Annotated in this window: 23 protein-coding genes; 10 read left to right on the top strand and 13 right to left on the bottom strand. The window is 67.8% G+C overall.

Annotated features, from left to right (window positions below; all coding sequences use genetic code 11):
* Positions 1-8: 8 nt before the first annotated feature.
* Genes A9973_RS08840 through A9973_RS08825 form a run of 4 tightly spaced genes read left to right on the top strand, consistent with a single transcriptional unit; the run spans position 9 to position 3,140 of the window.
* On the top strand, positions 9-698 hold the full coding sequence (locus tag A9973_RS08840; protein WP_183013395.1) for an amino acid ABC transporter permease: 690 nt from the start codon (positions 9-11) through the stop codon (positions 696-698).
* Entirely contained in the window at positions 691-1,380 is a 690-nt protein-coding gene (locus tag A9973_RS08835; protein ID WP_183013394.1) for an amino acid ABC transporter permease, read from the top strand. Before A9973_RS08840 ends, A9973_RS08835 begins: the two co-directional genes overlap by 8 nt.
* Positions 1,381-1,394: 14 nt before the next feature.
* Complete coding sequence (locus A9973_RS08830; protein ID WP_183013393.1) at positions 1,395-2,129, top strand: amino acid ABC transporter ATP-binding protein; 735 nt, start codon at positions 1,395-1,397, stop codon at positions 2,127-2,129.
* A 45-nt stretch (positions 2,130-2,174) separates the two neighbouring features.
* Complete coding sequence (locus A9973_RS08825; protein WP_255469092.1) at positions 2,175-3,140, top strand: LysR family transcriptional regulator; 966 nt, start codon at positions 2,175-2,177, stop codon at positions 3,138-3,140.
* Positions 3,141-3,178: 38 nt separating this feature from the next.
* Here A9973_RS08825 and A9973_RS08820 read toward each other — a convergent pair whose 3' ends face one another.
* Positions 3,179-3,589 (bottom strand): I78 family peptidase inhibitor, encoded by a 411-nt coding sequence (locus A9973_RS08820; RefSeq protein WP_183013392.1) that lies wholly within the window; start codon positions 3,587-3,589, stop codon positions 3,179-3,181.
* Positions 3,590-3,652: 63 nt separating this feature from the next.
* Positions 3,653-4,567 carry a LysR family transcriptional regulator gene (locus A9973_RS08815; RefSeq protein ID WP_183013391.1) on the bottom strand — a complete coding sequence of 305 codons (915 nt, stop codon included), beginning with the start codon at positions 4,565-4,567 and terminating at the stop codon, positions 3,653-3,655.
* Positions 4,568-4,699: 132 nt separating this feature from the next.
* On the opposite strand from A9973_RS08815, the gene A9973_RS08810 reads away from it, so the two are divergent.
* A complete protein-coding gene (locus A9973_RS08810; RefSeq protein WP_183013390.1) occupies positions 4,700-5,968 on the top strand; it encodes an SGNH/GDSL hydrolase family protein in 1,269 nt (422 codons plus the stop codon).
* 31 nt (positions 5,969-5,999) lie between these two features.
* Here A9973_RS08810 and A9973_RS08805 read toward each other — a convergent pair whose 3' ends face one another.
* The 3 genes from A9973_RS08805 to imuA are packed head-to-tail and all read right to left on the bottom strand — an operon-like array spanning position 6,000 to position 11,350.
* Positions 6,000-9,233, bottom strand: coding sequence for an error-prone DNA polymerase (locus A9973_RS08805; protein ID WP_183013389.1), 3,234 nt, complete (start codon positions 9,231-9,233; stop codon positions 6,000-6,002).
* A 13-nt stretch (positions 9,234-9,246) separates the two neighbouring features.
* Positions 9,247-10,716: a DNA polymerase Y family protein gene (locus A9973_RS08800; RefSeq protein ID WP_183013388.1), complete on the bottom strand. Its 1,470-nt coding sequence runs from the start codon at positions 10,714-10,716 to the stop codon at positions 9,247-9,249.
* Positions 10,646-11,350 carry a translesion DNA synthesis-associated protein ImuA gene (imuA, locus tag A9973_RS08795; protein ID WP_183013387.1) on the bottom strand — a complete coding sequence of 235 codons (705 nt, stop codon included), beginning with the start codon at positions 11,348-11,350 and terminating at the stop codon, positions 10,646-10,648. The genes A9973_RS08800 and imuA overlap by 71 nt, the downstream gene beginning before the upstream one ends.
* 246 nt (positions 11,351-11,596) lie before the next feature.
* Here imuA and A9973_RS08790 point away from each other — a divergent pair, with 246 nt between their 5' ends.
* A complete protein-coding gene (locus A9973_RS08790; protein ID WP_220805419.1) occupies positions 11,597-11,923 on the top strand; it encodes a hypothetical protein in 327 nt (108 codons plus the stop codon).
* Here A9973_RS08790 and A9973_RS08785 read toward each other — a convergent pair.
* Positions 11,920-13,386: an amino acid permease gene (locus A9973_RS08785; RefSeq protein ID WP_255469091.1), complete on the bottom strand. Its 1,467-nt coding sequence runs from the start codon at positions 13,384-13,386 to the stop codon at positions 11,920-11,922. The genes A9973_RS08790 and A9973_RS08785 overlap by 4 nt on opposite strands.
* A 134-nt stretch (positions 13,387-13,520) precedes the next feature.
* Between A9973_RS08785 and ypfH the strand changes: the two genes are divergently transcribed.
* Positions 13,521-14,225, top strand: coding sequence for an esterase (gene ypfH, locus A9973_RS08780; RefSeq protein ID WP_183013386.1), 705 nt, complete (start codon positions 13,521-13,523; stop codon positions 14,223-14,225).
* Positions 14,226-14,255: 30 nt separating this feature from the next.
* Here ypfH and A9973_RS08775 read toward each other — a convergent pair whose 3' ends face one another.
* The 7 genes from A9973_RS08775 to queE all read right to left on the bottom strand — a co-directional run bounded on the left by A9973_RS08775 (position 14,256) and on the right by queE (position 20,665).
* Positions 14,256-15,677 carry an efflux transporter outer membrane subunit gene (locus tag A9973_RS08775; RefSeq protein ID WP_183013385.1) on the bottom strand — a complete coding sequence of 474 codons (1,422 nt, stop codon included), beginning with the start codon at positions 15,675-15,677 and terminating at the stop codon, positions 14,256-14,258.
* A gap of 54 nt (positions 15,678-15,731) precedes the next feature.
* A complete protein-coding gene (locus tag A9973_RS08770; RefSeq protein ID WP_183013384.1) occupies positions 15,732-16,649 on the bottom strand; it encodes an HlyD family secretion protein in 918 nt (305 codons plus the stop codon).
* 2 nt (positions 16,650-16,651) lie between these two features.
* Positions 16,652-16,864, bottom strand: a complete 213-nt coding sequence (locus A9973_RS08765; RefSeq protein WP_105556825.1) for a DUF1656 domain-containing protein — start codon at positions 16,862-16,864, stop codon at positions 16,652-16,654.
* Positions 16,861-18,924 (bottom strand): FUSC family protein, encoded by a 2,064-nt coding sequence (locus A9973_RS08760; protein ID WP_183013383.1) that lies wholly within the window; start codon positions 18,922-18,924, stop codon positions 16,861-16,863. Before A9973_RS08760 ends, A9973_RS08765 begins: the two co-directional genes overlap by 4 nt.
* Positions 18,921-19,397, bottom strand: coding sequence for a MarR family winged helix-turn-helix transcriptional regulator (locus tag A9973_RS08755; protein ID WP_183013382.1), 477 nt, complete (start codon positions 19,395-19,397; stop codon positions 18,921-18,923). The genes A9973_RS08760 and A9973_RS08755 overlap by 4 nt, the downstream gene beginning before the upstream one ends.
* 163 nt (positions 19,398-19,560) lie before the next feature.
* Positions 19,561-20,004 (bottom strand): 6-carboxytetrahydropterin synthase QueD, encoded by a 444-nt coding sequence (queD, locus tag A9973_RS08750; protein WP_183013381.1) that lies wholly within the window; start codon positions 20,002-20,004, stop codon positions 19,561-19,563.
* Positions 20,005-20,032: 28 nt separating this feature from the next.
* On the bottom strand, positions 20,033-20,665 hold the full coding sequence (queE, locus tag A9973_RS08745; protein ID WP_183013380.1) for a 7-carboxy-7-deazaguanine synthase: 633 nt from the start codon (positions 20,663-20,665) through the stop codon (positions 20,033-20,035).
* 220 nt (positions 20,666-20,885) lie between these two features.
* On the opposite strand from queE, the gene arfB reads away from it, so the two are divergent.
* The 3 genes from arfB to A9973_RS08730 all read left to right on the top strand — a co-directional run bounded on the left by arfB (position 20,886) and on the right by A9973_RS08730 (position 22,832).
* A complete protein-coding gene (gene arfB / locus A9973_RS08740; RefSeq protein WP_183013379.1) occupies positions 20,886-21,302 on the top strand; it encodes an alternative ribosome rescue aminoacyl-tRNA hydrolase ArfB in 417 nt (138 codons plus the stop codon).
* Positions 21,303-21,386: 84 nt separating this feature from the next.
* Positions 21,387-21,734 carry a helix-turn-helix transcriptional regulator gene (locus A9973_RS08735; protein ID WP_183013378.1) on the top strand — a complete coding sequence of 116 codons (348 nt, stop codon included), beginning with the start codon at positions 21,387-21,389 and terminating at the stop codon, positions 21,732-21,734.
* 45 nt (positions 21,735-21,779) lie between these two features.
* Positions 21,780-22,832, top strand: coding sequence for an alkene reductase (locus A9973_RS08730; RefSeq protein WP_183013377.1), 1,053 nt, complete (start codon positions 21,780-21,782; stop codon positions 22,830-22,832).
* The last annotated feature ends 23 nt before the right edge of the window (positions 22,833-22,855 follow it).

The following is a 22,855-nucleotide window of genomic DNA, read 5'->3' as shown; positions in this document are numbered from 1 at the left end:
ATTGCTTTATGAGCCTACTTGACGCTTCCCAATACCAGTTGCTGCTAAGCGGCATGGTGGTCACCGTGCAGCTGTTCCTGGTTGCCTGGGTTATGGCCTTCACCATCGCGGTGACGCTGGTGGTGGTGCGCGCCACCAATCTGGCGCCATGCCGCTGGGTGGTCGACGCCTACGTGGAATACCACCGCAACGTGCCGCTGCTGGTGCAGGTGCTGTTCTGGTACTTCGGCATGCCCGAACTGCTGCCGGAAGGCTTCCGGATGTGGCTGTACGAGCACAACGCCGAGATGTCGCTGGCGGCGATCGCGCTGGCGCTGGGGTCGGCCGCGTACATCGCGGAAGACATCCGCAGCGGGCTGCGCGCCATTCCCGGCACGCAGTTCGAGGCGGCCCGGGCGCTGGGCGCCAGCTATCTGCAATGCATGCGCTTCGTGATCGTGCCGCAGGCCGTGCGCATTTCGATCCCGCCGCTGGTGGGCCGCGCGTTGCTGCTGTTCAAGAACACCAGCGTGGCGATGGCGATCGGCGTGATGGAGCTGACTTATCAGGCGCGCGAGATCGAAAACGAAACCTACCGCACCTTCGCCACCTTCGGCGCGGCGACGATCATGTACCTGCTGGGATCGTTCCTGATCATGGCGGTCGGCTCGCGCATCTACGCCCGTTATCGCCTGAACCGCGGAGGCCACGGTGCTTGATCTGCTACTGCAATACTGGCCGACGCTGCTGGTCGGGCAATACCCCAACGGCCCGTTGGGCGGACTGGCGCTGACGCTGATCCTGGCGGCGCTGGGCCTGGCGATGTCGATGCCGCTGGCGCTCTTGATCGCGCTGGCGCGGGTCAGCCCGTTCGGCTGGCTGCGCGTGGCCAGCAAGGCGCTGGTCAACGTCGTGCGCGGCATGCCGCTGTTGATGCTGATCTTCTGGGCCTACTTCGTGGTGCCCAAGCTGACCGGCCAGGTCGTCAGCGGCTTCTGGACGCTGATCTTCGCGCTGGTGGTCTATGAAAGCGCGTACCTGTCGGAAGTGATCCGCTCGGGCATCGAGGCGGTGCCGCGCGGCCAGATCGAGGCATCGCGTTCGCTGGGCGTGGGCTATTGGACGACGATGCGCAAGGTGGTCTTGCCGCAGGCGCTTTTTAACGTGCTGCCCAGCATGACCAGCCAGTTCGTGTCGACGATCAAGGAAACGTCGCTGGGCTACGTCATCAGCGTGAACGAACTGACCTTCGCGGCCAACCAGGTCAACAACCTGGTGCTGACGCAGCCGCTGCAGGTGTTCGGCATCCTGGCCATCATCTATTTCCTGGTGTGCTTCAGCCTGAGCCGCAGCTTGAGCTGGCTGGACCTGCGTATCCGCCGCTCGCGCGCCATGGCTTAAAGCAAGGAACAAACATGATCAATCTTGAAAAAGTGAACAAGTGGTACGGCGAACACCACGTGCTGAAGGACGTGGACCTGTCGGTGGCGCGTGGCGAAGTGCTGGTGGTGTGCGGGCCGTCGGGGTCGGGCAAGTCCACCATGATCCGCACGATCAACCGCCTGGAGCCCATCGAAAAAGGCCGCATCCTGATCGACGGCGCGGACATCTATGCCAAGGGCGCCAACCTGAACGCGCTGCGCCAGAAGATCGGTTTCGTGTTCCAGCAGTTCAACCTGTTCCCGCACATGAGCGTGCTGGAAAACGTGATCTTCGCGCCCGTCAACATCCGCAAGCAGCCGCGCAAGCAGGCGGTGGAATTGGCGCGCGCGCTGCTTGAACGGGTGGGCCTGGAACACAAGATCGACGCCTATCCGGGCGCCTTGTCCGGCGGCCAGCAGCAGCGCGTGGCGATCGCCCGGGCGCTGGCCCTGCAACCGCCGGTGATGCTGTTTGACGAGCCCACCAGCGCGCTGGACCCGGAGATGGTGGGTGAAGTGTTGCAGGTGATGAAAGGGTTGGCCAAGGACGGCATGACGATGGTGTGCGTGACCCACGAAATGGGGTTCGCGCGCGACGTCTGCGACCGGGTCGTCTTCATGGACGGCGGCGAGATCCTGGAAATGGATACGCCCGAGCGTTTCTTCAGCGCGCCGTCCCATCCGCGCGCGGAGCGTTTCCTGGCCGACATCCTGCATCCGCGCGGCTAAGGCCGCGGCAGGCAGCGCGGCGGCGATGTTAAGGTGAGGGTTTCCATGCGTTTCGCATCGACCGCCGCGATGTACACCCTTAAACAGCTAGAGGCTTTCTACTGGAGCTCCGAATTGGGCAGCTTCAGCGCGTCGTCCCGCAAACTGCATACCACGCAGTCGGCCGTGGCCAAGCGCGTGGGCGAACTCGAGGCCTTTGCCGGTTCGCCCCTGTTCGAGCGCCGCGCCAAGAAACTCGTGATGACCCCGCAGGGGCGCAAGCTGTTCGAGCTGGCCCGCGAAATGCTGGACCTGAACAGCCGCATCGTGCAGAACATGGCCGATCCGGCCAGTTTCGAAGGCGTGGTGCGGCTGGGCGTGACCGAACTGGTGGGCATGACCTGGCTGGCGCGGCTGATCAATCAGATCAGCCTGCGCTACCCCCGCGTGCAGCTGATGCCCGAGATCGACGGCGGCATCACGCTTTACGAAAGGCTGGAGCAAGACCAGATCGACCTGGCCATCATGCCCGGGCCGTTCTGGAGCTACCAATACGACTGCACCCATCTGGGCGCCGTCACCAATGTGTGGATGGCCAGCCCCGCGTTGGACATCGATTTCTCGGCCCGTCTGGCGCCGCAGGACCTGGCGCCGTATCCGGTGATTTCCCAGCCCACGAACTCCGCCTTGTCGCATCTGTACGACGCGTGGTTCGCCGAGCAGGGCCTGCCGGTCAAGCGCGTGCTGACGTGCAACAGCCTGGGGATGATGGCGCAACTGACGATGCTGGGCCTGGGCATCAGCTACCTGCCGGGCGCGTATTTCGCGCCGCTGGTCGAGCGCGGCGCGCTGTGCCGCTTGAATGTGCGGCCGGACCTGCCCACCATCAATTACTACGCCGTACATAAGAAGAACATCGTCAACCCGATCGTGTCGCGGGTGATCGACATCGCGCGCGAGGAATGCGCGTTCGAGGTGGCGGGGGCATTCCTGCCCCATGTGCCGCCGGCGGCGTTGCAGCGCGAAGCGTAGGCCTCAGGCCGGCGGGCGCCGGCCTTGACGGCGCGGGCTTAGCCGCAGCGGATCGCCGTCATGACGTCCTTGTCGTCGACGATCAGGTTCAGGCGGGTCGCGTTGTATTCCATGGTGACCAGTTGGCCGGGGCGCAGGATGCGGGCGGTCGAGCTGCCGCTGCGCGTGCGCAGGTCTTCCATGACCGATTGCGTGGCCTTTTGGCCGATCTGGGATTGCAGGGCTGTGGCGTCGCACGTCTTGCCGCTGCTCATGCCGCCGCCGGGGATGTTGGACGAAGAACCATAGGAAGATCCGCCATAGGTGGCGCCACCGGACGACCCCGATGAGCTGGACGCGCTGGAGGAGCTTGAGGCTGCCGGCGCGCTGCTGGACGAGGACGACGTGCCGGTATTGGCGCACGCGCTCAGGCTGGCGACCAGAAGGAAAGGGATCAGCTTGCGGATCATGTAATGCTCCTTACAACTACGCGACGAAAAAAGCCATGATAGACCAGCCGGGGCGCCCTGTAATCAGGCGCCGTGGGGCGGCTGCATGCCGGGCTGCGTGGGCAGCCTGTCGGCCAGGAACTGGATCAGCAGGCGGGCGCGCAACGCCTGGTAGCGTCGCGAGGGGTAGATCAGGAACGCTTCCTGCGGGGCGCCGCTCCATTTGGGCAAGACGCGCAGCAACTGTCCGCCGGCCACCAGGTCCTGCACCAGCCAGTCGGGGCACAGGCCCACGCCGGCGCCCATCGCCAGCGTTTCGCGGATGGCCAGGGCGTTGTTGACCCGGTACCGGCCCTGGGTCTGGACACTGGCTCGCGCGCTGCCCTGATGCAGCTCCAGGGTGTCGCCGGCCGGCAGCCACGCGAATCGGACGTAGTCGTGGGTGGACAGGTCGTCCGGCGTGCGGGGCTTTCCGTGCCGGGCCAGATAGGAAGGCGCCGCGACCAGATGGCGCGGCGACACGGCGATCTTGCGGGCGATGGCGTTGGGCGGCAGGTCGCCGCCCAGGCGCAGGGCCACGTCCACGCCTTCTTCCACCAGGTCGACGAAACGGTCGTTCAAGATCAGCTCGACCTGGATGTCGGGATAGGCGTCCAGGAAATCCCGGATCAGCGCGTTCAGCCGGAACTGCCCCAGCGCGACCGGGGCGTTGACGCGCAGGAACCCGGCAGGTTGTTCGGTCTGGCCGCGCGCATCGGCCACCGCCTCGGCATATTCCTCCAGCACGCGGTTGGCGCGTTCATAGAAGCGTTTGCCTTGGTCGGTGGGCACGACGCGCGTCGTGCTGCGTTCCAGCAGCCGCACGTTCAGGTCCTTTTCCAGCGCCGCCACGATCTTGCTGAGCGCGGGCTGGGTCAGGCCTTGTTCGCGGGCGGCGGCGGACAAGGTGCCCAGTTCCACGGCGCGGACGAAGGCCCGCATGGCGCGCAAGGTATCCATTGGTTCATCATTCCATTTTGGAAGAAGCGGTATGCATTGTAGGGGTCTACCTGCGGTTGCGGGAAGAACCTATTGTGACGGCATCCCGGTTGAATCCGGTTTTCCTTCCTTGGAGTTTCCATGCATCCCGCCATGAACCGTCATTCCTTTTTGCGCGCCGCGAGCCTGGCTGTGGCCGGCCTTGTCTGGACGCCGTCGGCCACGCAGGCGGCCGCCCCGGGGCCGCAAGCCCCCGTCTGGGTCAGCACCTGGACGGCCAGCCCGCAGCCGTCGTGGGAGGCGTCGTTCATCCTGCCCACCGGCATGCCGGCGCAAGTTTCGGACCAGACGCTGCGCGAGACCGTCAAGATCAGCGTGGGCGGTAAACGCCTGCGCGTGGTGCTGTCCAACCGCTATGGGACGCAGCCGTTGGTGGTCGGCGCCGCCCGGGTGGCTCGGGTGGCGCGGGCCGGGGCGGCCATCGACCCGGCGTCGGACCAGGCGTTGCGCTTCGGCGGTCGGCCGGGCGTGACGGTCGCGGCCGGCGCCCAGGTGGTGAGCGACCCGGTGGACCTGCCCGTGACCGCGTTGAGCGAGCTGGCTGTCAGCACGTATTTCCCGCAGCCGACGCCCGTCGCGACGTTCCATTGGGGCGCGCAGCAAACCGCTGCGTTGGCGGAGGGCGACGTCAGCGGCGCGCCTGACTTGCCAGGCGCCGCCGCCTTGCAAGGCCGAATGGTGCTGGCGGGGGTCTGGGTGGAAAGCGCGGCCGATACGCCGGTCGTGGTGGCGTTCGGGGATTCATTGACCGATGGCAACGGCTCCACGCCCGGCGCCAACCGCCGCTGGCCGGACGTCCTGGCCCGCCGGCTGGCGCCGCAAGGCGCGGGCGTCGTCAATGCGGGTATTTCGGGCGCTCGGGTATGGGGCGACAAGATGGGCGTGAACGCGATGGCGCGCTTCGAAGCCGACGTGTTGTCGCAACCCGGCGTGCGCACGGTGGTCGTGCTGATGGGCATCAACGATATCGGTTGGCCGGACAGCGCCTTCGCGCCGGGAGATGCGCCCATGACCGCGGCCCGGCTGGTGGAGGGTTACCGGCAATTGGCCGAGGCCGCCCGCGCCCGCAACGTGCGCATCGTGGGGGCGACCATCGCGCCCTTTGAAGGGTCGTTGCACGGCACGCCGCTGGCGGGCCACTACAGCCCGGCCAAGGACGCGGTGCGGCGCGAAGTGAACCAGTGGATCCGCCACAGTGGCGTGTTCGATGCGGTGGTGGACATGGACGCCGTGCTGCGCGACCCGTCGCACCCCGCGCGCTTGCTGCCGGCCTACGATTCCGGCGACCACTTGCATCCCGGGGATGCGGGGTATCAGGCGATGGCGCAGGCACTGGACGACGGCATCCTGTTCGGCCGGTGATCCGCCTGCCGTCGGTCGCGTATCAGGACCGTCAATGGAAGTTGCGGCTGTGCGTGGCCAGCCCGCCCAGCAGGTCGGACAGGTCCACCAGCCGCTGCGCGATCAGGTGGCGCACGCCGTCCACGCTCTGCCAGGCGCCGTAGACGCCCAGCAGCTTGGCGCCCAGCAGTTCGCGACGCTGGCGTTCGATCAGTTCGGGCCGTACGACCACGTTCACGGGGCCGGTTTCGTCTTCCAGCGTGACGAAGATCACGCCCTTGGAGGTTTGCGGCCGCTGGCGCACGGTGACGATGCCGCAGGCGCGCGCCACGCGCTTGTCGGGATAGCGGTTCAGGACGTCGGCAGGCTGGAAGTTGCGGGCCGCCAATTGGCCGCGCAGCAGCGCCACCGGGTGGCTGTGCAGGGTCAGCCCCACGCTGCGGTAGTCGGCCGCGACCGTCTGGCTTTCCGACGGGGCCTGCAACTGCGGCGCCTGGGTTTCGACGATGGCGGCGTCGCGCAGCAAGTCGCGGCTTTGCACGCTGGCGGCGGCTTCCCAACTGGCTTGGCGCCGATGGCCCGCCAGAGTGCGCAGCGCGTCGCCCGCGGCCAGCGCGTTCAGGTCGTGCCGGTTGAGCGCGCCGCGCCGGGCCAGGTCGCCGGTGTCGGCGAAGGGGGACTGTGCGCGCGCGTCCTCGATGCGCAGGGCGGCGTCTTTCCGCATGCCCTGGATCAGGCTCAAGCCCAGGCGCACGGCGGGGCGCGGGCCATCGGGGCCGGGCGCATGGGGGTGGGCGCTGCGGCGCGCGCCGGGGTAGCCGTCCGGCAGGGGCTCCAGCGCGGTGTCCCAGCCGCTGACGGTGACGTCCGCGGGCAACACGCAGACGCCATGGCGGCGGGCGTCCTGCACCAGTTGGGCGGGCGCATAGAAGCCCATGGGCTGGGAGTTGAGCAGGGCGGCCAGAAAGGCTTCGGGCTCGTGGCGCTTCAACCACGAACTGGAATACGCCAGCAGCGCGAAGCTGGCGGCATGGCTTTCCGGGAAGCCGTATTCGCCAAAGCCTTCCACCTGCCGGAACAGCGCTTCCGCGAAGTCCAGCGTGTAGCCGTGCGCCAGCAGGCCGCCCACCAGTTTGACGCGGAATTTGTCCACGCCGCCCTTGCGCTTCCAGGCGGCCATCGACCGGCGCAACTGGTCGGCTTCGCCCGGCGTGAAGCCTGCGGCCACCACGGCGATCTGCATCACCTGTTCCTGGAAGATGGGCACGCCCATGGTCCGGCTGAGCACGCCGCGGACTCTCTCGCTGGGGTAGGTTTCTTTTTCCTTGCCCTGGCGGCGGCGCAGATAAGGGTGGACCATGCCGCCCTGGATGGGGCCGGGCCGCACGATGGCCACCTGCACCACCAGGTCGTAGTATTTGCGCGGCCGCAGGCGCGGCAGCATCGTCATTTGCGCGCGCGATTCGATCTGGAACACGCCGACGGTGTCGGCGTCGCAAATCATGTCGTAGGTGGCGTCGTCGCCTTCCGGGATGTCCTGCAGCGTCAGCGGCTGGCCGCGGCGCTGGCCGGCCAGTTCCAGGGTGCGGCGCAGCGCCGACAGCATGCCCAGCGCCAGCACGTCCACCTTCAGCAGTTTCAACGCGTCCAGGTCGTCCTTGTCCCATTGCACCACGCTGCGCTCTTCCATGGCAGCGTTCTCGATCGGCACCAGGCGCGACAGCTTTCCGCGTGAAATCACAAAGCCGCCTGGATGCTGCGACAGGTGGCGGGGAAAGCCCATCAGGGTCTGGGCCAGCGACGCCCATTGCCGCGCCACGGGGGATTCCGGATCCAGCCCGCAGGCGCCCAGCGTGCGCAGCATTTCCTTTTTGCCGTCCCACCATTGATGGGCGCGCGCCACGGCATCGATGACGCCCAGGTCCACGCCCAGCGCGCGGCCGGTATCGCGCAGCACGCTGCGGGGCCGGTACGAGATGACCACGGCGGTCAGCGCGGCGCGTTGCCGGCCGTACTTGCGGTAGATGTACTGGATGACTTCTTCGCGGCGTTGGTGTTCGAAGTCCACGTCGATGTCGGGGGGCTCGTTGCGTTCCTTGCTGATGAAGCGTTCGAACAGGTTGTTGCCGCGCATCGGGTCCACCGCGGTGATGCCCAGGCAATAGCAGACCGCCGAGTTGGCGGCCGAACCGCGGCCCTGGCACAGGATGCCCACGTTGCGGGCGTACAGCACGATGTCGTAGACGGTCAGGAAATAGGCTTCGTATTGCAGGTCGGTGATCAGGCCAAGTTCTTTTTCGATCTGTTCGGCCACGAGGTCCGGGATGCCGGCGGGAAAGCGGCGGGCCGCGCCCGCCAGGGTCTCCTGGCGCAGGTAGGTGGCCGGGGTGAGGCCGGGCGGCACGATCTCGTCGGGGTATTCGTAGCGCAGCTCGTCCAGCGAAAACGCGCAACGGCGCGCCACCACCAGCGTTTGCGCCAAGGCCTCCGGCGGATACAGATTGGCCAGCCGCATGCGGGTGCGCAGGTGCTGTTCGGCGTTGCCGGACAGTTCATAGCCGCATTGGGATACCGGCTGACGGGTGCGGATGCCGGCCAGCGTGTCGTGCAGGGGCTTGCGCGACCGCACGTGCATCTGCACCTGGCCCACCGCCACGACGGGCAATTCCGCGGCGCTTGCGGCGTTCTCGACGGCGGCGCGGTGCAGGTCGTCGCGGGACTGGTACAGCAGGTTCAGGCCGACCCAGGCGCGGTGGGGAAAGACGCGCGCCAGCCAGCGGGCTTGTTCGGCCAGGCGGTCGGCGTCGGTGCCGTAGGCGGGCGTCAGGATGGCCAGGCATTCGGGCAACTGGCGCAGATGCGCGTAGCCGTCCGGCGGATCGGTCAGGTCTTCCGGCGCCAGTCGGTATTCGCCCTTGGGCGCGCGGGTGCGGGCCAGCGTGATGAGTTCGGACAGATTGCCGTAGCCTTCGCGGGTCTGCGCCAGCAGGGTCAGGCCCAGCGGCGCGGCGTCGGGGGCGGCGCGCAGCTGGAAGGTGGCGCCGATGATCAGCGGCAGCTTCTGGGCCTTGGCTTCCATGTGGGCGCGCACCACGCCCGCCAGCGAACATTCGTCGGTCAGCGCCAGCGCGGCGTAGCCCAGTTCCGCGGCGCGCGCGGCCAGCTCTTCCGGATGCGAGGCGCCTTGCAGGAAAGAGAAGTTCGACTGGCATTGCAGTTCGGCATAGCCGGGCAGCGCCGCGGGCGGGGCGGACGGATCGGGGGCGTCGAAGGCGTCGTCGTGCATGGCGTGGACGGGCTCAGGCGTACAGCCCGTGCAGGAACCAGCGCGCGTGTTCCGCGTCGCGTTCGCGGTAGATCCAGTAGCGCGCGGCGGCGGCGTCTTCGGCCACGAAGTAGTCGCGCACCGTCAGGGCAGGGTCCCACCAGCCGCTTTCGATGCGCTCGGGGCCGCGCATCAGCCGCAGCGCCTGGCCGCCGTACTGCGGGCGATGGCCGGACAGCTTCAAGGGCAGCGGCGTTTGCAGCAGCCAGAACGGGCGGTCCAGCAAGGTGGGCAAGGGCGTGGGGGCCTGGGGCGGCGCCAGTGCGTCGCCCCAGGTATTGGCGGCTTCGGGGCGGTGGTCGGCGGCGGGCTGGGCATGGCGCACCTGGTCGCGGCCCAGCCGCGCCACCAGCAGGTCCAGCAGCCGGGCGTGGTCGGCCGCCGTGCCGCCCGGTTCGGGAAACAGGGTGGTGCTGGCGGCGGGTTGCTCCACCGTGTCGGGTGCCTGCAGCGCCACGGCGATGACGGGCGCTTCCAGCGTGAAGTGGTTCAGCTTTTCGCGCAGCAGGTGCAGCAGTTGCGGCGCCTGCCAGACGGGTTGCGCCAACGCCAGTTCCAGTTCGGTGGGCGGGCGGGCGTGGCGGCCGCGTTCGTGCTCCATGCTGAGCACCACGCGCCGCACCGCCAGTTGCCGGGCGGTCAGCCAGCCGCCCAGTTGTTCGGCCAGCCGGTGCGCCACGGCCAGCACGGCGTCGGTGTGCTCGACATAGTCCGTGAGTTCCAGGCGCCGCGAAAACTGGTGGGGCGGTTCGATCCAGCGGTAGAGCTCGGGCGCCTGGCCGTAGGCGGCGTCCAGGGCTTGCAGCAGTTCGGGCGTGCTGCGCCGTTGCAGGCCGGCGCGCGGCAGGGCGCGCAGGTCTGCCAGCGTGTGGCAGCCGATGTCGTCCAGCCAGTCCTGGCGGGCTTGCGCCTGGGGCAGCAGCGCCAGCGGCAGCGCGTCCAGCTGGCGCGTCAGCGTGGGCAGCGTCAAGGCGCGCCGGGGCACGCAGCGGCCCGGGCGGTGCGCCAGCAGCCAGGCGCCCGTGGCGGTGGGGGCCATGCCCAGCGACACGCGCAGGTCCAGGGCGCGCAAGGTGGCGCGCACCCGCTGGCCAAGCGCGCGGGGTCCGCGAAAGAACATCAGGCTGGCGCCGACGTTCAGCAGCACGGTGTCGTCGCCGGCCAGGGCCACTTCGGGCGTGTATTGCAGCAAGGCCAGCGCCGCGCCCAGCAGGGCGTCGGCTTCGGTTTGGGGCTGGCGCGGCAGCAGTTCGACCTCGGGGGCGATAGCCGCCGCGCCGGCGCGGCGCATGCCCGGCTTGACGCCGGCCTGACGGGCGGCGGGGGTGAGGGCGGCGACGCGTTCCTGGTCCAGGACGGCGAACGCCTGCCCCTCAAGCGGCCAGTGCGGGCGTAGTGCGTCCAGCGGCAGGCAGCGCAGGAATACGGCGATCCAAAGGCGCATGGCGGGGGGAAGAAGGCGTAAGGGCGCCGGGATCCAGGGCGACATGCAGCGGCGTGTCGCAGACCGGTCCCCGGCGTTTCAGGATATGGACGGACAAGCCGCCCGGCGCGGGCGCAAGCGCCAGCCGCAACGGCGCGGGGGTGGCATGCTGCGCCGCGCTGGCCGGGCGCACGGCGATGAACAGCAAGTCGCTGGCCTGGGCGGCCAGATGCAGGCGGCGCAGGGATTCGGGGCGCACGTGGGGCAGCCAGCAGATCAGGGCGCCGCAACTGCCGTTCTTCAAAATCTGTTCGGTGGCCCACAGCGTGTCGACGGGCTTTTGCGGCGCGACCCACAGCAACTGCCGGGGATCCAGCCGCCAGCTCATCCAGCTGGCGATGTGGGGGGCGTGCGGCGGTTGCACCAGGGCGATGGGCCGGCGCGTTTCCAATTGGGCCAGCGCCGGGCGCAGCAGGCGGATTTCGCCGATGCCTGGGTGCGGGGTCAGCAGTTCGATCAGCGAGCCCAGCGGCCAGCCGCCGTCCGGCAGTTGCGCGGAAAGCGCCGCATGCCCGGTGGGCAGGTTGCGGGCGGCGCCTTTGGCCATTTGGGTGGCGCGCCACAACGCGGGATGGATACGTTCAGGGGACTGCATGGCGGGTAAGGCCCGGGTTCTGTAAAGGGAAGTTTATGCTGTATGAATATACAGTATTGTACCGGCCTTCAAGCCCGCCGTGGAGCGCCGGGGGCGATATGGCTATCATGTGATGCGGCCCCGGTTCGGTTCGCCGCCCCGAGGGCCTTCGCCCGCAACTTTTCCCTCTTTTCCCTTGCTCCATGCCGACTCCCGCCTTCGACCCCGTTACCGGCGAATGCGAGATCGCGTTCGTGGCCCAGTTTCGTGGCCGACAACGTGGGGTTCGAGGCCCTGGTCGTCAGCGAACCGTTCAGCGACGGCCTGGACGCCGGCCTGCTGCGGCAGGTCGATGCGTCGGCGGCGGTGTCGCTGGACGGGCAGGTCAAGGCCCGCGCCCAGACCGGAGACGACGCGACGGACCCGCTGCGCTCGCTTGCGGCGCTTTACGCGCACGCGGCCGACCGGAATGTGACGCTGCGCGCCGGTGAGATCGTCTCGACCGGCGCGATGTGCACACCCTTCGATATCGTGGGCAGCGGCCACACGTTGACCGCCACCTATCTGGATCAGGCGCTGACGCTTGACGTCTAGAAGCGCATGTCCTGGTACTTGACCCAGCGCGACCGCTTCACCACGCGATGGCCGATCCACAGCGCCAGGAACAGCGGAATCGCCAGGTAGGTCGAGATCACCCCGATCCAGTCGATGCGTTCCTCCAGGAAGGCCTGGTAGTTCTGGCCCAGCGTCACCACCAGGCACAGCACGAAGGCCAGCAGCGGGCCGAACGGGAACAGGCCGGCCTTGTAGGGCAGGTCGGCCGTGTCGTAGCCGTGCTTCACGTAGCCCTGGCGGAAGCGGTAGTGGCTGACCGCGATGCTCAGCCACACGATGAATTCCGTCATGCCGGCAAAATTCAGCAGCCAGATATAGACCGCCTTCGGGCTGTACACCACGCTGAACAGGCACAGGCAGGCAAGCGCCGTGGTGGCAAGCAGCGCATACAGCGGCACGCCGTTGCCGGTCAGGCGCTTGAAGATGGCGGGCGCCTGGCCTTCGGCGGCCATGTTGAACAGCATCCGCGTGGCGGCGTACATGCCCGAATTGCCGGCCGACAGCACCGACGTCAGGATGACCGCGTTCATCACCGTGGCGGCCGACAGCAGCCCCGCATGCTGGAACACCAGCGTGAAGGGGCTGACGGCGATGTCTTCCACTTCGTTGCGCAGCAGTTGGGGGTCGGTGTAGGGGACCAGCAGGCCGATGATCAGGATGGCCAGCACATAGAACAGCAGGATGCGCCAGAACACGTTGTTGATGGCGCGCGGCACGTTGCGGCGGGGGTTCTCGGATTCGCCCGCGGCCACGCCCACCAGCTCGGTCCCCTGGAACGAATAGGCCACCACCATCGCCACGCCGACCCAGGTGGCCGCGTTGCCCACGAAGGGCGCGTCGCCGACCGTCCAGTTGGCCAGGCCCACCGGATCGCCGCTATGGATGATGCCCGCCAGCATGGCCAGCCCCACCGCGATGAAGCACAGGACGGCAACGACCTTGATGATGGCGAACCAGTATTCGGCTTCGCCGAAGCTGCGGGCGGAAAACGCGTTCAGCCCGAAGGTCAGCGCCAGGAAGGCGACGCTCCATATCCAGCCTGGCGTATCCGGCAGCCAGTACGCCATGACCAATTGGGCGGCCACCACGTCCACGGCGACCACCGTGGCCCAGCTGATCCAGAAGTTCCACCCCAGCGCAAAGCCGAAGCCGGGGTCCACATAGCGCGACGCATAGGTGCAGAACGAGCCCGACACGGGCATGAAGGTGGCCAGTTCGCCCAGGCTGGTCATGATGAAATAGACCATCAGGCCGATCACCAGATAGACCATCAGAGCGCCGCCCGGGCCGGCTTGGGCGATGGCGGCGCCGGAGGCGACGAACAGGCCGGTGCCGATGGCCCCGCCCAGCGCTATCATCGTGAGGTGGCGCGCCTTGAGCACGCGGTGCAGCTGATGCTGGCTCGAAGGCGTGGCGCCCGAGTCGGTTGTCGGTGTTTGCATTACAGGGGTGAAAGAGGGCCGTTGCGGCCGCAGTCCGGCTTGAAGCCAGTGGGTCGTCCGCTTTAAGCCGCGCATTTTACAATGCTGTCATCAGGGCGTAGCCCAACGGCCTTATGCCAGTACGGAGCAGTCTCATGGCGTCTTCCCATTCTCTTGAATTCCTTCCCGAACCTGGCGTCGACGTGCGCCAGTTGTTCATCCTGCTGCACGGCGTGGGCGGCTCGCCCGAGAACCTGCGGCCCATGGCCGAAGCGGTGCGCGCGGCGTTTCCGACGGCGGCGGTGCTGGTGCCCGAAGGGTTCGAACCCTTCGACGGCGGCACGACGGGCCGGCAGTGGTTTTCAGTGCGCGGCGTGACCGAAGAAAACCGTCCCGAACGCGTGGCGCAAGCCATGCCGCCCCTGGAAGCCTATGTGCGCCGGGCGCAGGCCCGTTTCAGCCTGCTGCAGTCCGACACCGCGCTGGCCGGGTTTTCGCAGGGCGCCATCATGGCGCTGGAACTGGTGCAAGCCCATGACGGCATGGCGGGGCGCGTGATCGCGTTTTCCGGCCGCTACGCGCAACTGCCCAAGACCGCGCCCCAATACACCACCATTCATCTGCTGCACGGCGCCGACGACCCGGTGATGAGCGCGGCCCACATCCAGGCCGCCCAGGCCCGGCTGGAAGAACTGCATGGCGATTCCACCATCGACATCGCCAGCCACGTCGGCCACGAACTGCATCCCGCGCTGGTCCAGCGCGCCATCGTGCGCTTGCAGACCTGCGTGCCGCTGCGCAGCTGGGAAGCGGCGCTGGGCCTGAACCAGACGCCGCCGGACGGCGCCACGGTGCATTGACCCGGCCAGGCCTCGCTGCCGAGCGGCCGTTTACTTCTCCCAGCCGCCGCCCAGCGCCAGGAAGACGGCGATCTGGTCGCTGCTGAGTTCGGCTTGCGAGGCGGCCAGCGCGCTTTCGTTGGTGGCCAGCGTGCGTTCGGCGTCCAGCACCGTCAGGTAGTCGGTTTTGCCGTACTGGAACAGCTGGCGGGCCTGCGAGGCGGCTTCGGCGCTTTGGTCGCGGGCGGCGCGCAAGGACGCGTCGCGGTCCAGTTGGCGGGCGTAGACGACCAGCGCGCTTTCCGTTTCGCGCAGCGCGTTCAGCACCGTGGCGTCAAAGCGCGCGACCGCGGCCTTGGTGTTGGCCTCGGCTTCGGCGATGCGGGCCTGCACGGCGCCGGTGTTGGGGATCGTCCATGAAATCAGCGGACCCACGCTCCAGCCGAAGGTGCCGCGGTCGCCAAGCATGGAGGCGGGGCCGCCCGAGGCGCCGGACAGGCCCAGCGTGATCTTCGGATACAGGTCGGCCGTGGCCACGCCGATGCGCGCCGTGCTGGCCGCCAGCGTCCGTTCGGCCTGGCGGATGTCGGGGCGGCGGCGCAGCAGCGCGGCGCCATCGCCCACGGGAATGGTGTCGGTCAGGCGCGGCGCGGCGGCGCACTGCAGTAGCGACGTCGGGATTTCATTCGGCGTCTGCCCCGTCAGCGCGGCCAGCCGGTACAGCGCGGTGCGCTGCTGCGACTGGAAGGGCGGCAGGTTGGCCTGCAATTGTTCCAGCTGGCTGCGGGCGCGGGTCACGTCCAGCGTGGTGCCGCGGCCGGCGCGCTGCAAACGGCTGACCGCGTCCAGCGATTCCTTCTGCACTTGCACCGAGTGCTGGGCGGACGCCAGCTGCATGCCTGCCGCGCACATGTTGGCGTAGGCGCGGGCGGTTTCGGCCGCAACGGTGACGCGCGTGGCGTCGTAGGCGGCTTGCGCGGCCTGCGCGTCGCCGCTGGCGGCTTCGATGGCGCGGCGGATCTGGCCGAACAGGTCCAGCTGGTACGACACGCTGGCCCCGGCCGAATACGACCAGCGGCTGGGCGGATTGACGCCCGGCTGCAATTCCTGCAAGCCGGACACGTGGCCGAAGGTGGGCGAGGCGTTGACGCCGATCGTGGGCTGCTGCTGCGCCTGGGATTCCTGCACGGCGGCTTGCGCGCGTTCCAGGTTGGCGCTGGCCACGCGCAAGTCCGTGTTCGCCGACAGGGCTTTTTCGACCAGGCCGTCCAGCACCGGGTCGTTATACAGGCGCCACCAGTGGCCCGACACCGCTTCCTGCTGGAACACGCCGGCCTGCGCTTCGACGAAGGCGCCTTGGGCGGCCTGCCGCTGGACGACCGACCCGGCAGGCACCTGATAGTCAGGGCCCACGGTGGTGCATCCGGCCAGCGCAAGGGCCAGCATCAGCGGCAGAAGGTGTTTGGTGTTCATGGCAGGTACGGCTTGGCGTTGAAAGAAAAGGTTGAAAGGGGACTGCGTGCGGGCTCAGGTCGGCTGGCGCGTGTCGGCCGAGGCCGCCTGCGCGGGCTTCGTGTCCACCGACACGGTGGCGGTCTGGCCGGCGACCAGGCGCACGCCGTCCGGCACGACGTCGATCTTCACGCGGACCGGGATGCGCTGCGCCAGGCGCACCCAGTTGAAGGTGGGGTTCACGTTGGGCAGCAGGTTGGCGCCCGTGCTGCGGTCGCGGTCCGCGATGCCCATGGCGATGCTCTCCACGTGCCCGCTAATGCGGCGCGAATCGCCCATCAGCGTCACCGTGACGGGGTCGCCTTCATGGATGCCGGGCAGCTTGGTTTCTTCGAAATAGCCTTCCACGTAGAAAGACCCGGCGTCTACCAGCGCCATCACGCCGCGCCCGGCCGACGCGTAAGAGCCCGCGCGCAGGTCCAGGTTCGTGACGCGACCATCGCTGGCGGCCACCACGCGGCTGCGTTCCAGGTTCAGGCGGGCGGTGTCCAGTTGCACCTGGGCCTGGGCCAGCGCGGCCTCGGTCTGCTGCACCTTGGTCTGGCTTTGTTCGACGGCTTCGGCCGCCACCAGTTGGCCCAGCGAGCGGTTGCGCTTGGCGTCGCGCAAGGCCTGGTCGTGCGCGACCTGCTGCGAACGCACCGAGGCCTGGGCCTGGTCGAAGGCCAGCTGGAAGCGCGCGCGGTCGATTTCAAACAGCAGGTCGCCCGCCTTCACGTCCTGGTTGTCGTGCACGGGCACGCGGGTCACCAGGCCGGAGACGTCGGGCGCCACCTGGACCACATAGGCCTTGACGCGGCCGTCACGCGTCCAGGGTTCGACTTCATAGTGCACCCAGAGCTGCCAGCCGGCGTAAGCGGCCGCGGCGACGACGACGGCCGTCACGGCGAACTTGCCGATAGCGGCTGGGCGAAGGGCATTGGGGAGTTTCATACCTATCTCTGGAGAAAATAAGGGGATATCAGGGAGACGCCATACAGCAGCACCACGAACAGCGCCAGATCGAACAGCGCGGGGTGCCACACCAGGCGATACAGCCCGGCGCGGGCCAGCACGCGGCGCACGGCCCAGGCGACGCCCAGGGTGACCATGCCCAGCACCAGCAGCCAGGGGAAGTAAATGCCGTAGAGATTGAATTCGCCGATCATGATGATTGGCCCTCCATTGCGGGATGGGCGGGTTGGTAATCGGACGCGTCGGGGAAGAAGGCGCGGCGGATGCCCACCAGGGCCACCACCGCGCGGTCGCGGGCGGCCAGGCCTTGCGGCGTGGCGGCCACGCTGGACAGCGCGCGGTCGATCTGCGCCAGGAACTCCGGCGTCTTCTCGCCGATGCGCCACGACGAGCGGGCGCGGAAAAACTGGGCCAGGCTGTTCAGCACGGGCTGTATCGTGGGCTCGGCCATCGGCAGATGGCGGCGCGCGTGCTGCAGTTCGGTGATGTCGCGGCCCACGCGCAGGTCTTTCAGGGCGTCGGCGGCGACCAGGTCGTCCGGGCGCTTGGCAAGCGCCAGGCGCGGTTGCAGCAGGCCGATGCGGTCCAGCATGCGGGCGGCATAGGTATGGCGCGAGGGCGCGCGCGGCGAACTGGCCAGCGTCGCCAGTTCCTTCCAGTTGGCGGCCTGGATGCGGCGGGCGCTCCAGTCGGCGCTGACCGTGCGGAAGATGGCGGCGATGATCGCGGCGGTGGCGACCCCCATGCACTGCGCCACTTGCGTGTCGATGAAGGACACGACGTCGGCCGTGTTGGTGTCTTGCAGCGCCATCGTGCCCAGGAAGCCGAACAGCATGGCCATCGCCTTGCCGGCGCTGGCGGGGCGCGCGATGAAGATGCCCAGCACGAAGGCGGTGGGCAGCATCGACAGGGCCAGCATTTCAAACGAATGGATGGCGGGCATGATGCCCAGCAGGTACAGCGCCGACACCGGGATGGAATACACCGTATAGGTCAGGAACTGCATGATGCCGGGCACAGGGTTGTCCTGCGACGCGAAGAAGCAGCTGAAGATCGCGGCCATCATCGCGGCGGTGGCGCCGTTGCTCCAGGCCGTGCCGATCCAGAACGCGCAGCACACCGAAATGGCCACGCCCGCGGCCAGCGCCGACAGCAGCGCCATGCCGTGGTCGCGGTGCAGCGCGGCGTTGGGATCGCGGGCGGGGCGGGCCGCCCGCATCGGCGCACGCAGCGGCGCGCCTTGCAGGCCGGCGCGGATCTCGCGGCGCAGGGCCAGGCATTCGTCATAAGTGTCGATCAGTTCGCGCAGCCGCGTCATCAGGCTGGCCAGCAGGGCGTCGCGCCATGTGGAACGGCTGTCGATCGCGGGCGTCAGCCGCGAGACGGCGGCGCGCAGTTGCACCGCGGTCTCGTGCGAGGCTTGCGCGCCGGCATTGATCCATTCGGAAATGTCATGCAGCAGCGCGGACACCGGTTCGGGCAGGGCCTGGTCGTTGGCCTGCAAGGCGAGTAGGCGGTCTTCCACCGCGGACACGGCCGGCGTCAACGCCGAAATCTGGTCCTGCATGGCGCGTACCGCGCCGGACGTCCAGCGCAGGTTGCTGGTGTCGAACGGCACGTGCGTGGAAAAGAGGCGTAGCTGCGTGATGTCGTTGGCCAGCACGCGGCGGTCGCGGTCGCGCTGTTCGGCGTTCTGGCCGCTGAGCGTGTCGTGCATCCAGTTGCGGGCGTCGCGCACGGCCTTGTCCAATTGCAGGGTCAAGACGGGCGCCAGGCCGCGGGGCAGCACGATGCTGTGGACCAGCGTGGCGCAGACGATGCCCAGGCTGATCTCTTCGACGCGCGCCAGCGCGGTGTCGAATACCAGCGACGGGTTCGTCACACTGGGAAAGCCGATCATGGCTGCGGTGTAGCCCGCCAGCATGAACAGGTACGACCGCGGCGTGCGGTCCAGCACCGACATGTAAAGGCAGGCGCCCACCCACGCCACCATCGCGGCGGTCATCACGACAGGCGAATTCGACAGCCGCGGCACCATGTAGACGGTGGCGGCCGACCCGATGAAGGTGCCCACCAGGCGGTACAGCGCTTTCGAGCGCACCGCACCCGACCAGGGCTGCGCCACGACGTAGGCGGTGGTCATCGCCCAGAACGGACGCGGCAAACCCATGCTGTAGGCCAGATAAAGCGCCATGATGGCGCTTAGGTAGCTCTTGAGCGAAAAGATGGTTTCGCGGACGTTCGGCAGTTTCACGGCTGGTCGTCCTGTTGCTGGCCCCCGGCCGTGCCGCGGCCCAGCGACACCTTCAAGGCGTCGAAAACGCGCAGGCAGGCTTCCAGGTCGGCTTCGCTGACGCCATGGAACAGGCGGCGGCGCAGTTCGACCAGCACATCCTCGACCTGCGCGCGCAGCGCATGGCCCGCGTCGGTCAGGTGCAGCGTCTTGGCGCGGCGGTCATGGGCGTCTTCGCGGCGCTCCATCAAGCCGGCGGCGACCAGTTGGTCCAGCACGCGCACCAGCGACGGGCCTTCGACCCCCAGCGCTTCGGCCAGCGCGCCCTGGCGCACGCCGTCGCCCAGGCGGCCCGCCAGGATGACGGGCCAGGCCGTGGCTTGCGACAGGCCGTAGTCGACCAGCGCCTTGTCGGCGGCGCCGCGATAGGCGCGCGACAGCACCATCAGGTTTGCGGTGGTGGCCATGAGTTGGGAGTCGGACGGTGAGTTCATGGAATAGATTGTATCCTATCTATTAGCTTACTAATAATTGAAAATGGCGAATATCCCCATTGATTTTTTCAATTGGCTAGATAGGAGCGCGGTTTTGCATCAGTGGGAAACTGGGGACGGCAGGGGGCGGGCAGGCGCGGCAGATCGCCGCGCCCGGACGGCGTCAGCCGTTGCAGTCGGCCCAGCAGTTGGGCGTCTCGTACAGGCGCACGCGGGTCAGTCGCAGGTCGGCGCCGTAGTGGCCGTGGTATTGCGGCGCCAGGGTGTCGAACACGATCTGGGCCAGGTTTTCGGCGGTGGGGATGCGGTCCAGCACCACGGTCTTGTGGCCGGGCAGGGTGTCCAGGAAGCCGCGCACGGCCGTGTCGCCCTCAAAGACCAGGAACGCGTGGTCCCAGACGTCCACGATGTGGGTCTTGGCGATGTGCTTGATTTCCGAGAAATCCATCAGCATGCCGTTGTCGGATTCGCCGGGGGCCTGCACCACATCACCCGTCAGGGTGATTTCCAGCACATAGCGGTGGCCATGCAGGTTGCGGCACTGGCTGCGGTGGTCGGGAATGCGGTGGCCGGCGTCGAATTCCAGCCTGCGGGTCACGGAAATCATTGCGTGCTCCGCAAGGCGTTGGGGTAAATCATGGAATGCCTATGTATTTGTGGGTCTGCAAACTCAGCCGCCATTGCGGATGCTGCATACAGTACTGGACGGCTTGCTCGGTATTGGCCACGCGCGCGGGGCCGTCCATGGGTTGCAGGAAAAAGTGTTCGAAATCCAGGTGCGCGAACGTTTCGGGCAACGCGTTGGATTGCGGGTAGACCAGCTTCAGCTCGTCGCCGCGCTCGATGACGATGGGCGCGGTGCCTTTGGGGCTGACGCAGATCCAGTCGATGCCGGCCGGCGGCTTGACGGTACCGTTGGTTTCGATGGCCACGGTGAAGCCGCGGGCATGGATGGCGGTAAGCAGGGGGGCGTCCAGCTGCAGCAGCGGTTCGCCGCCGGTGAAGACCACGTAGCGGTCTTCCGTGCCTGCGCCCCACGAGGCGGCGATGGCGTCGGCCAGCAGGTCTGGCGTGGCGAATTTGCCGCCGCCTTCGCCGTCGGTGCCGATGAAGTCGGTGTCGCAGAAGGTGCAGGCGGCGCTGGCGCGGTCGCTTTCGCGGCCCGTCCAGAGGTTACAGCCCGCAAACCGGCAAAATACCGCCGCGCGGCCTGCATGGGCGCCTTCGCCTTGCAGGGTCTTGAAGATTTCTTTGGCGGAGTAGGTCATAAAGGGGGTAATGGCGGGGTGCGGGTGGCCGGGCGCCGTAATAGTCGAGCAAAAGCGCACTATTTTACTTGCAGTGGCGTTGGCGCGGCGAATGACCCTGCGCCGCGCGGGTTTTGCGGGGCGCCAAAGGGGCGCGTGGCGCGCGCCGGACGGTCTGGCCAATGCCGCGCGTTCGCATCGCGCAAGTAGGCGGCCGCCCGATCTTGTAGACTGCCGGCCTATGTTCCACATCCAAGATTCCCTCTATCTGGACGAGCGCGACCTGACGTTCACCATGATCCGCGCGCAGGGCGCGGGCGGGCAGAACGTCAACAAGGTTTCCAGCGCCGTCCACCTGCGCTTCGATGTCCGCGCCTCCGGCCTGCCGCCCGAGGTCCAGGACGCGGTATGCGCCGTCAGCGACCACCGCATCTCGAAAGAGGGCGTGATCGTCATCAAGTCGCAATCGTTCCGCAGCCAGGAAAAAAACAGGGTCGAAGCCATCGAACGCCTGCTTGGCATGCTGCGTTCCGCCCTTGAAGTGGACAAGCCGCGCCGCGCGACCAAGCCCACCCGGTCTTCGCAGCGCCGCCGGATCCAGCGCAAGGTCCAGCATGGCGAGGTCAAGCGCCTGCGCGGCCGCGTGCAGGGCGACTAGGGCCAATAGCCCCATTCCGTACAGGGGCATGACTATATATCGAGCAACAACGATATATGATTCGATAAATTGCGATATACAAATATGACCGCATCCCCTTCAATCCCCGATCAGACCGGCGCGCAACCCGCCATCGACGCCGACGTCATCCTCAAGGCGTTGGCGAACCCGGTGCGCCGCGACATCCTGACTTGGCTGAAGACCCCGCACGCGCATTTCGAAGAGCGCCCGGGGCACACCTTCGAGCACGGGGTGTGCGCGGGCCACATCGATCACCGCTGCGGCCTGTCGCAGTCGACCGTGTCGTCGCACCTGGCCGTCTTGCAGCGCGCGGGCCTGATCTCGGCGATGAAAGTGGGGCAGTGGGTCTTTTTCCGTCGCAATGAACCCGTGATTGCCGCGTTCCTGCGGCAGTTGAACCAGGATATGTAGTCAGCCCTACATGTTGCGCCCGTTGCCCGGGCCGAAGGATTTTGCATGAGTTCCCTGTTTGAACCCCTACGCGCCGGCGACCTGACGCTGCGCAACCGCATCGTCATGGCGCCGTTGACCCGCCAGCGCGCAAACGAAGGCCGCGTGCCCAGCGACCTGATGGTCGAGTACTACACCCAGCGCGCCGACGCCGGCATGATCCTGACCGAAGCCACGTCCGTCACGCCGCAGGGCGTGGGCTATGCCGACACTCCGGGCCTGTGGTCCACCGAGCAGGTGAAGGGCTGGCGCAAGGTCACGTCGGCCGTGCACGGCAAGGGCGGCCTGATCGTGGCCCAGTTGTGGCACGTGGGCCGCATTTCCGACCCCGTCTTCCTGAACGGCGAGCTGCCCGTCGCGCCCAGCGCCATCGCTGCGGGCGGCCACGTCAGCCTGGTGCGCCCGAAGCGCCCGTACGTCACCCCGCGCGCACTGGAAACGTCCGAAATCCCGGGCGTGGTCGAGGCCTACCGCCACGGTGCCAAGATGGCCCAGGAATCCGGATTCGACGGCGTTGAAGTCCACGCCGCCAACGGCTATCTGCTGGACCAGTTTCTGCAAGACAGCACCAACCTGCGCACGGACCAATACGGCGGTTCGCTGGAAAACCGCGCGCGCCTGCTGCTGGAAGTGGTGGATGCGTGCATCGAAGTCTGGGGCGCGGGTCGCGTGGGCGTGCACCTGTCGCCGCGCGGCGATTCGCACACGATGGGCGATTCGGACCCGGCGGCTACCTTCACCTATGTGGCGGCCGAACTCGGCAAGCGCGGCATCGCGTTCATCTGCGCGCGCGAACACGAAGGCGCAGACAGCCTGGGCCCGAAGCTGAAGGCGGCATTCGGCGGCGTCTATATCGGCAACGAAGGCTATACGCGGGAATCGGCCGAGGCTGCCGTCACGGCCGGGCGCGCCGATGCCGTGGCGTTTGGCGTGCCGTACATCGCCAACCCCGATCTGACCCGCCGCTTTGAACTGGACGCGCCGCTGAACGCGCCGGAATCGTCCACGTTCTATTCGCCGGGCGCGGCCGGTTACACCGACTATCCGGCCCTGGCGTAACGCGATCGGCCGCCGCTGCGGGG

The organism is Achromobacter sp. UMC46, assembly GCF_014170335.1.
Lineage (GTDB): Bacteria > Pseudomonadota > Gammaproteobacteria > Burkholderiales > Burkholderiaceae_B > Achromobacter.
This window is presented reverse-complemented; position numbering and strand designations above follow the sequence as displayed.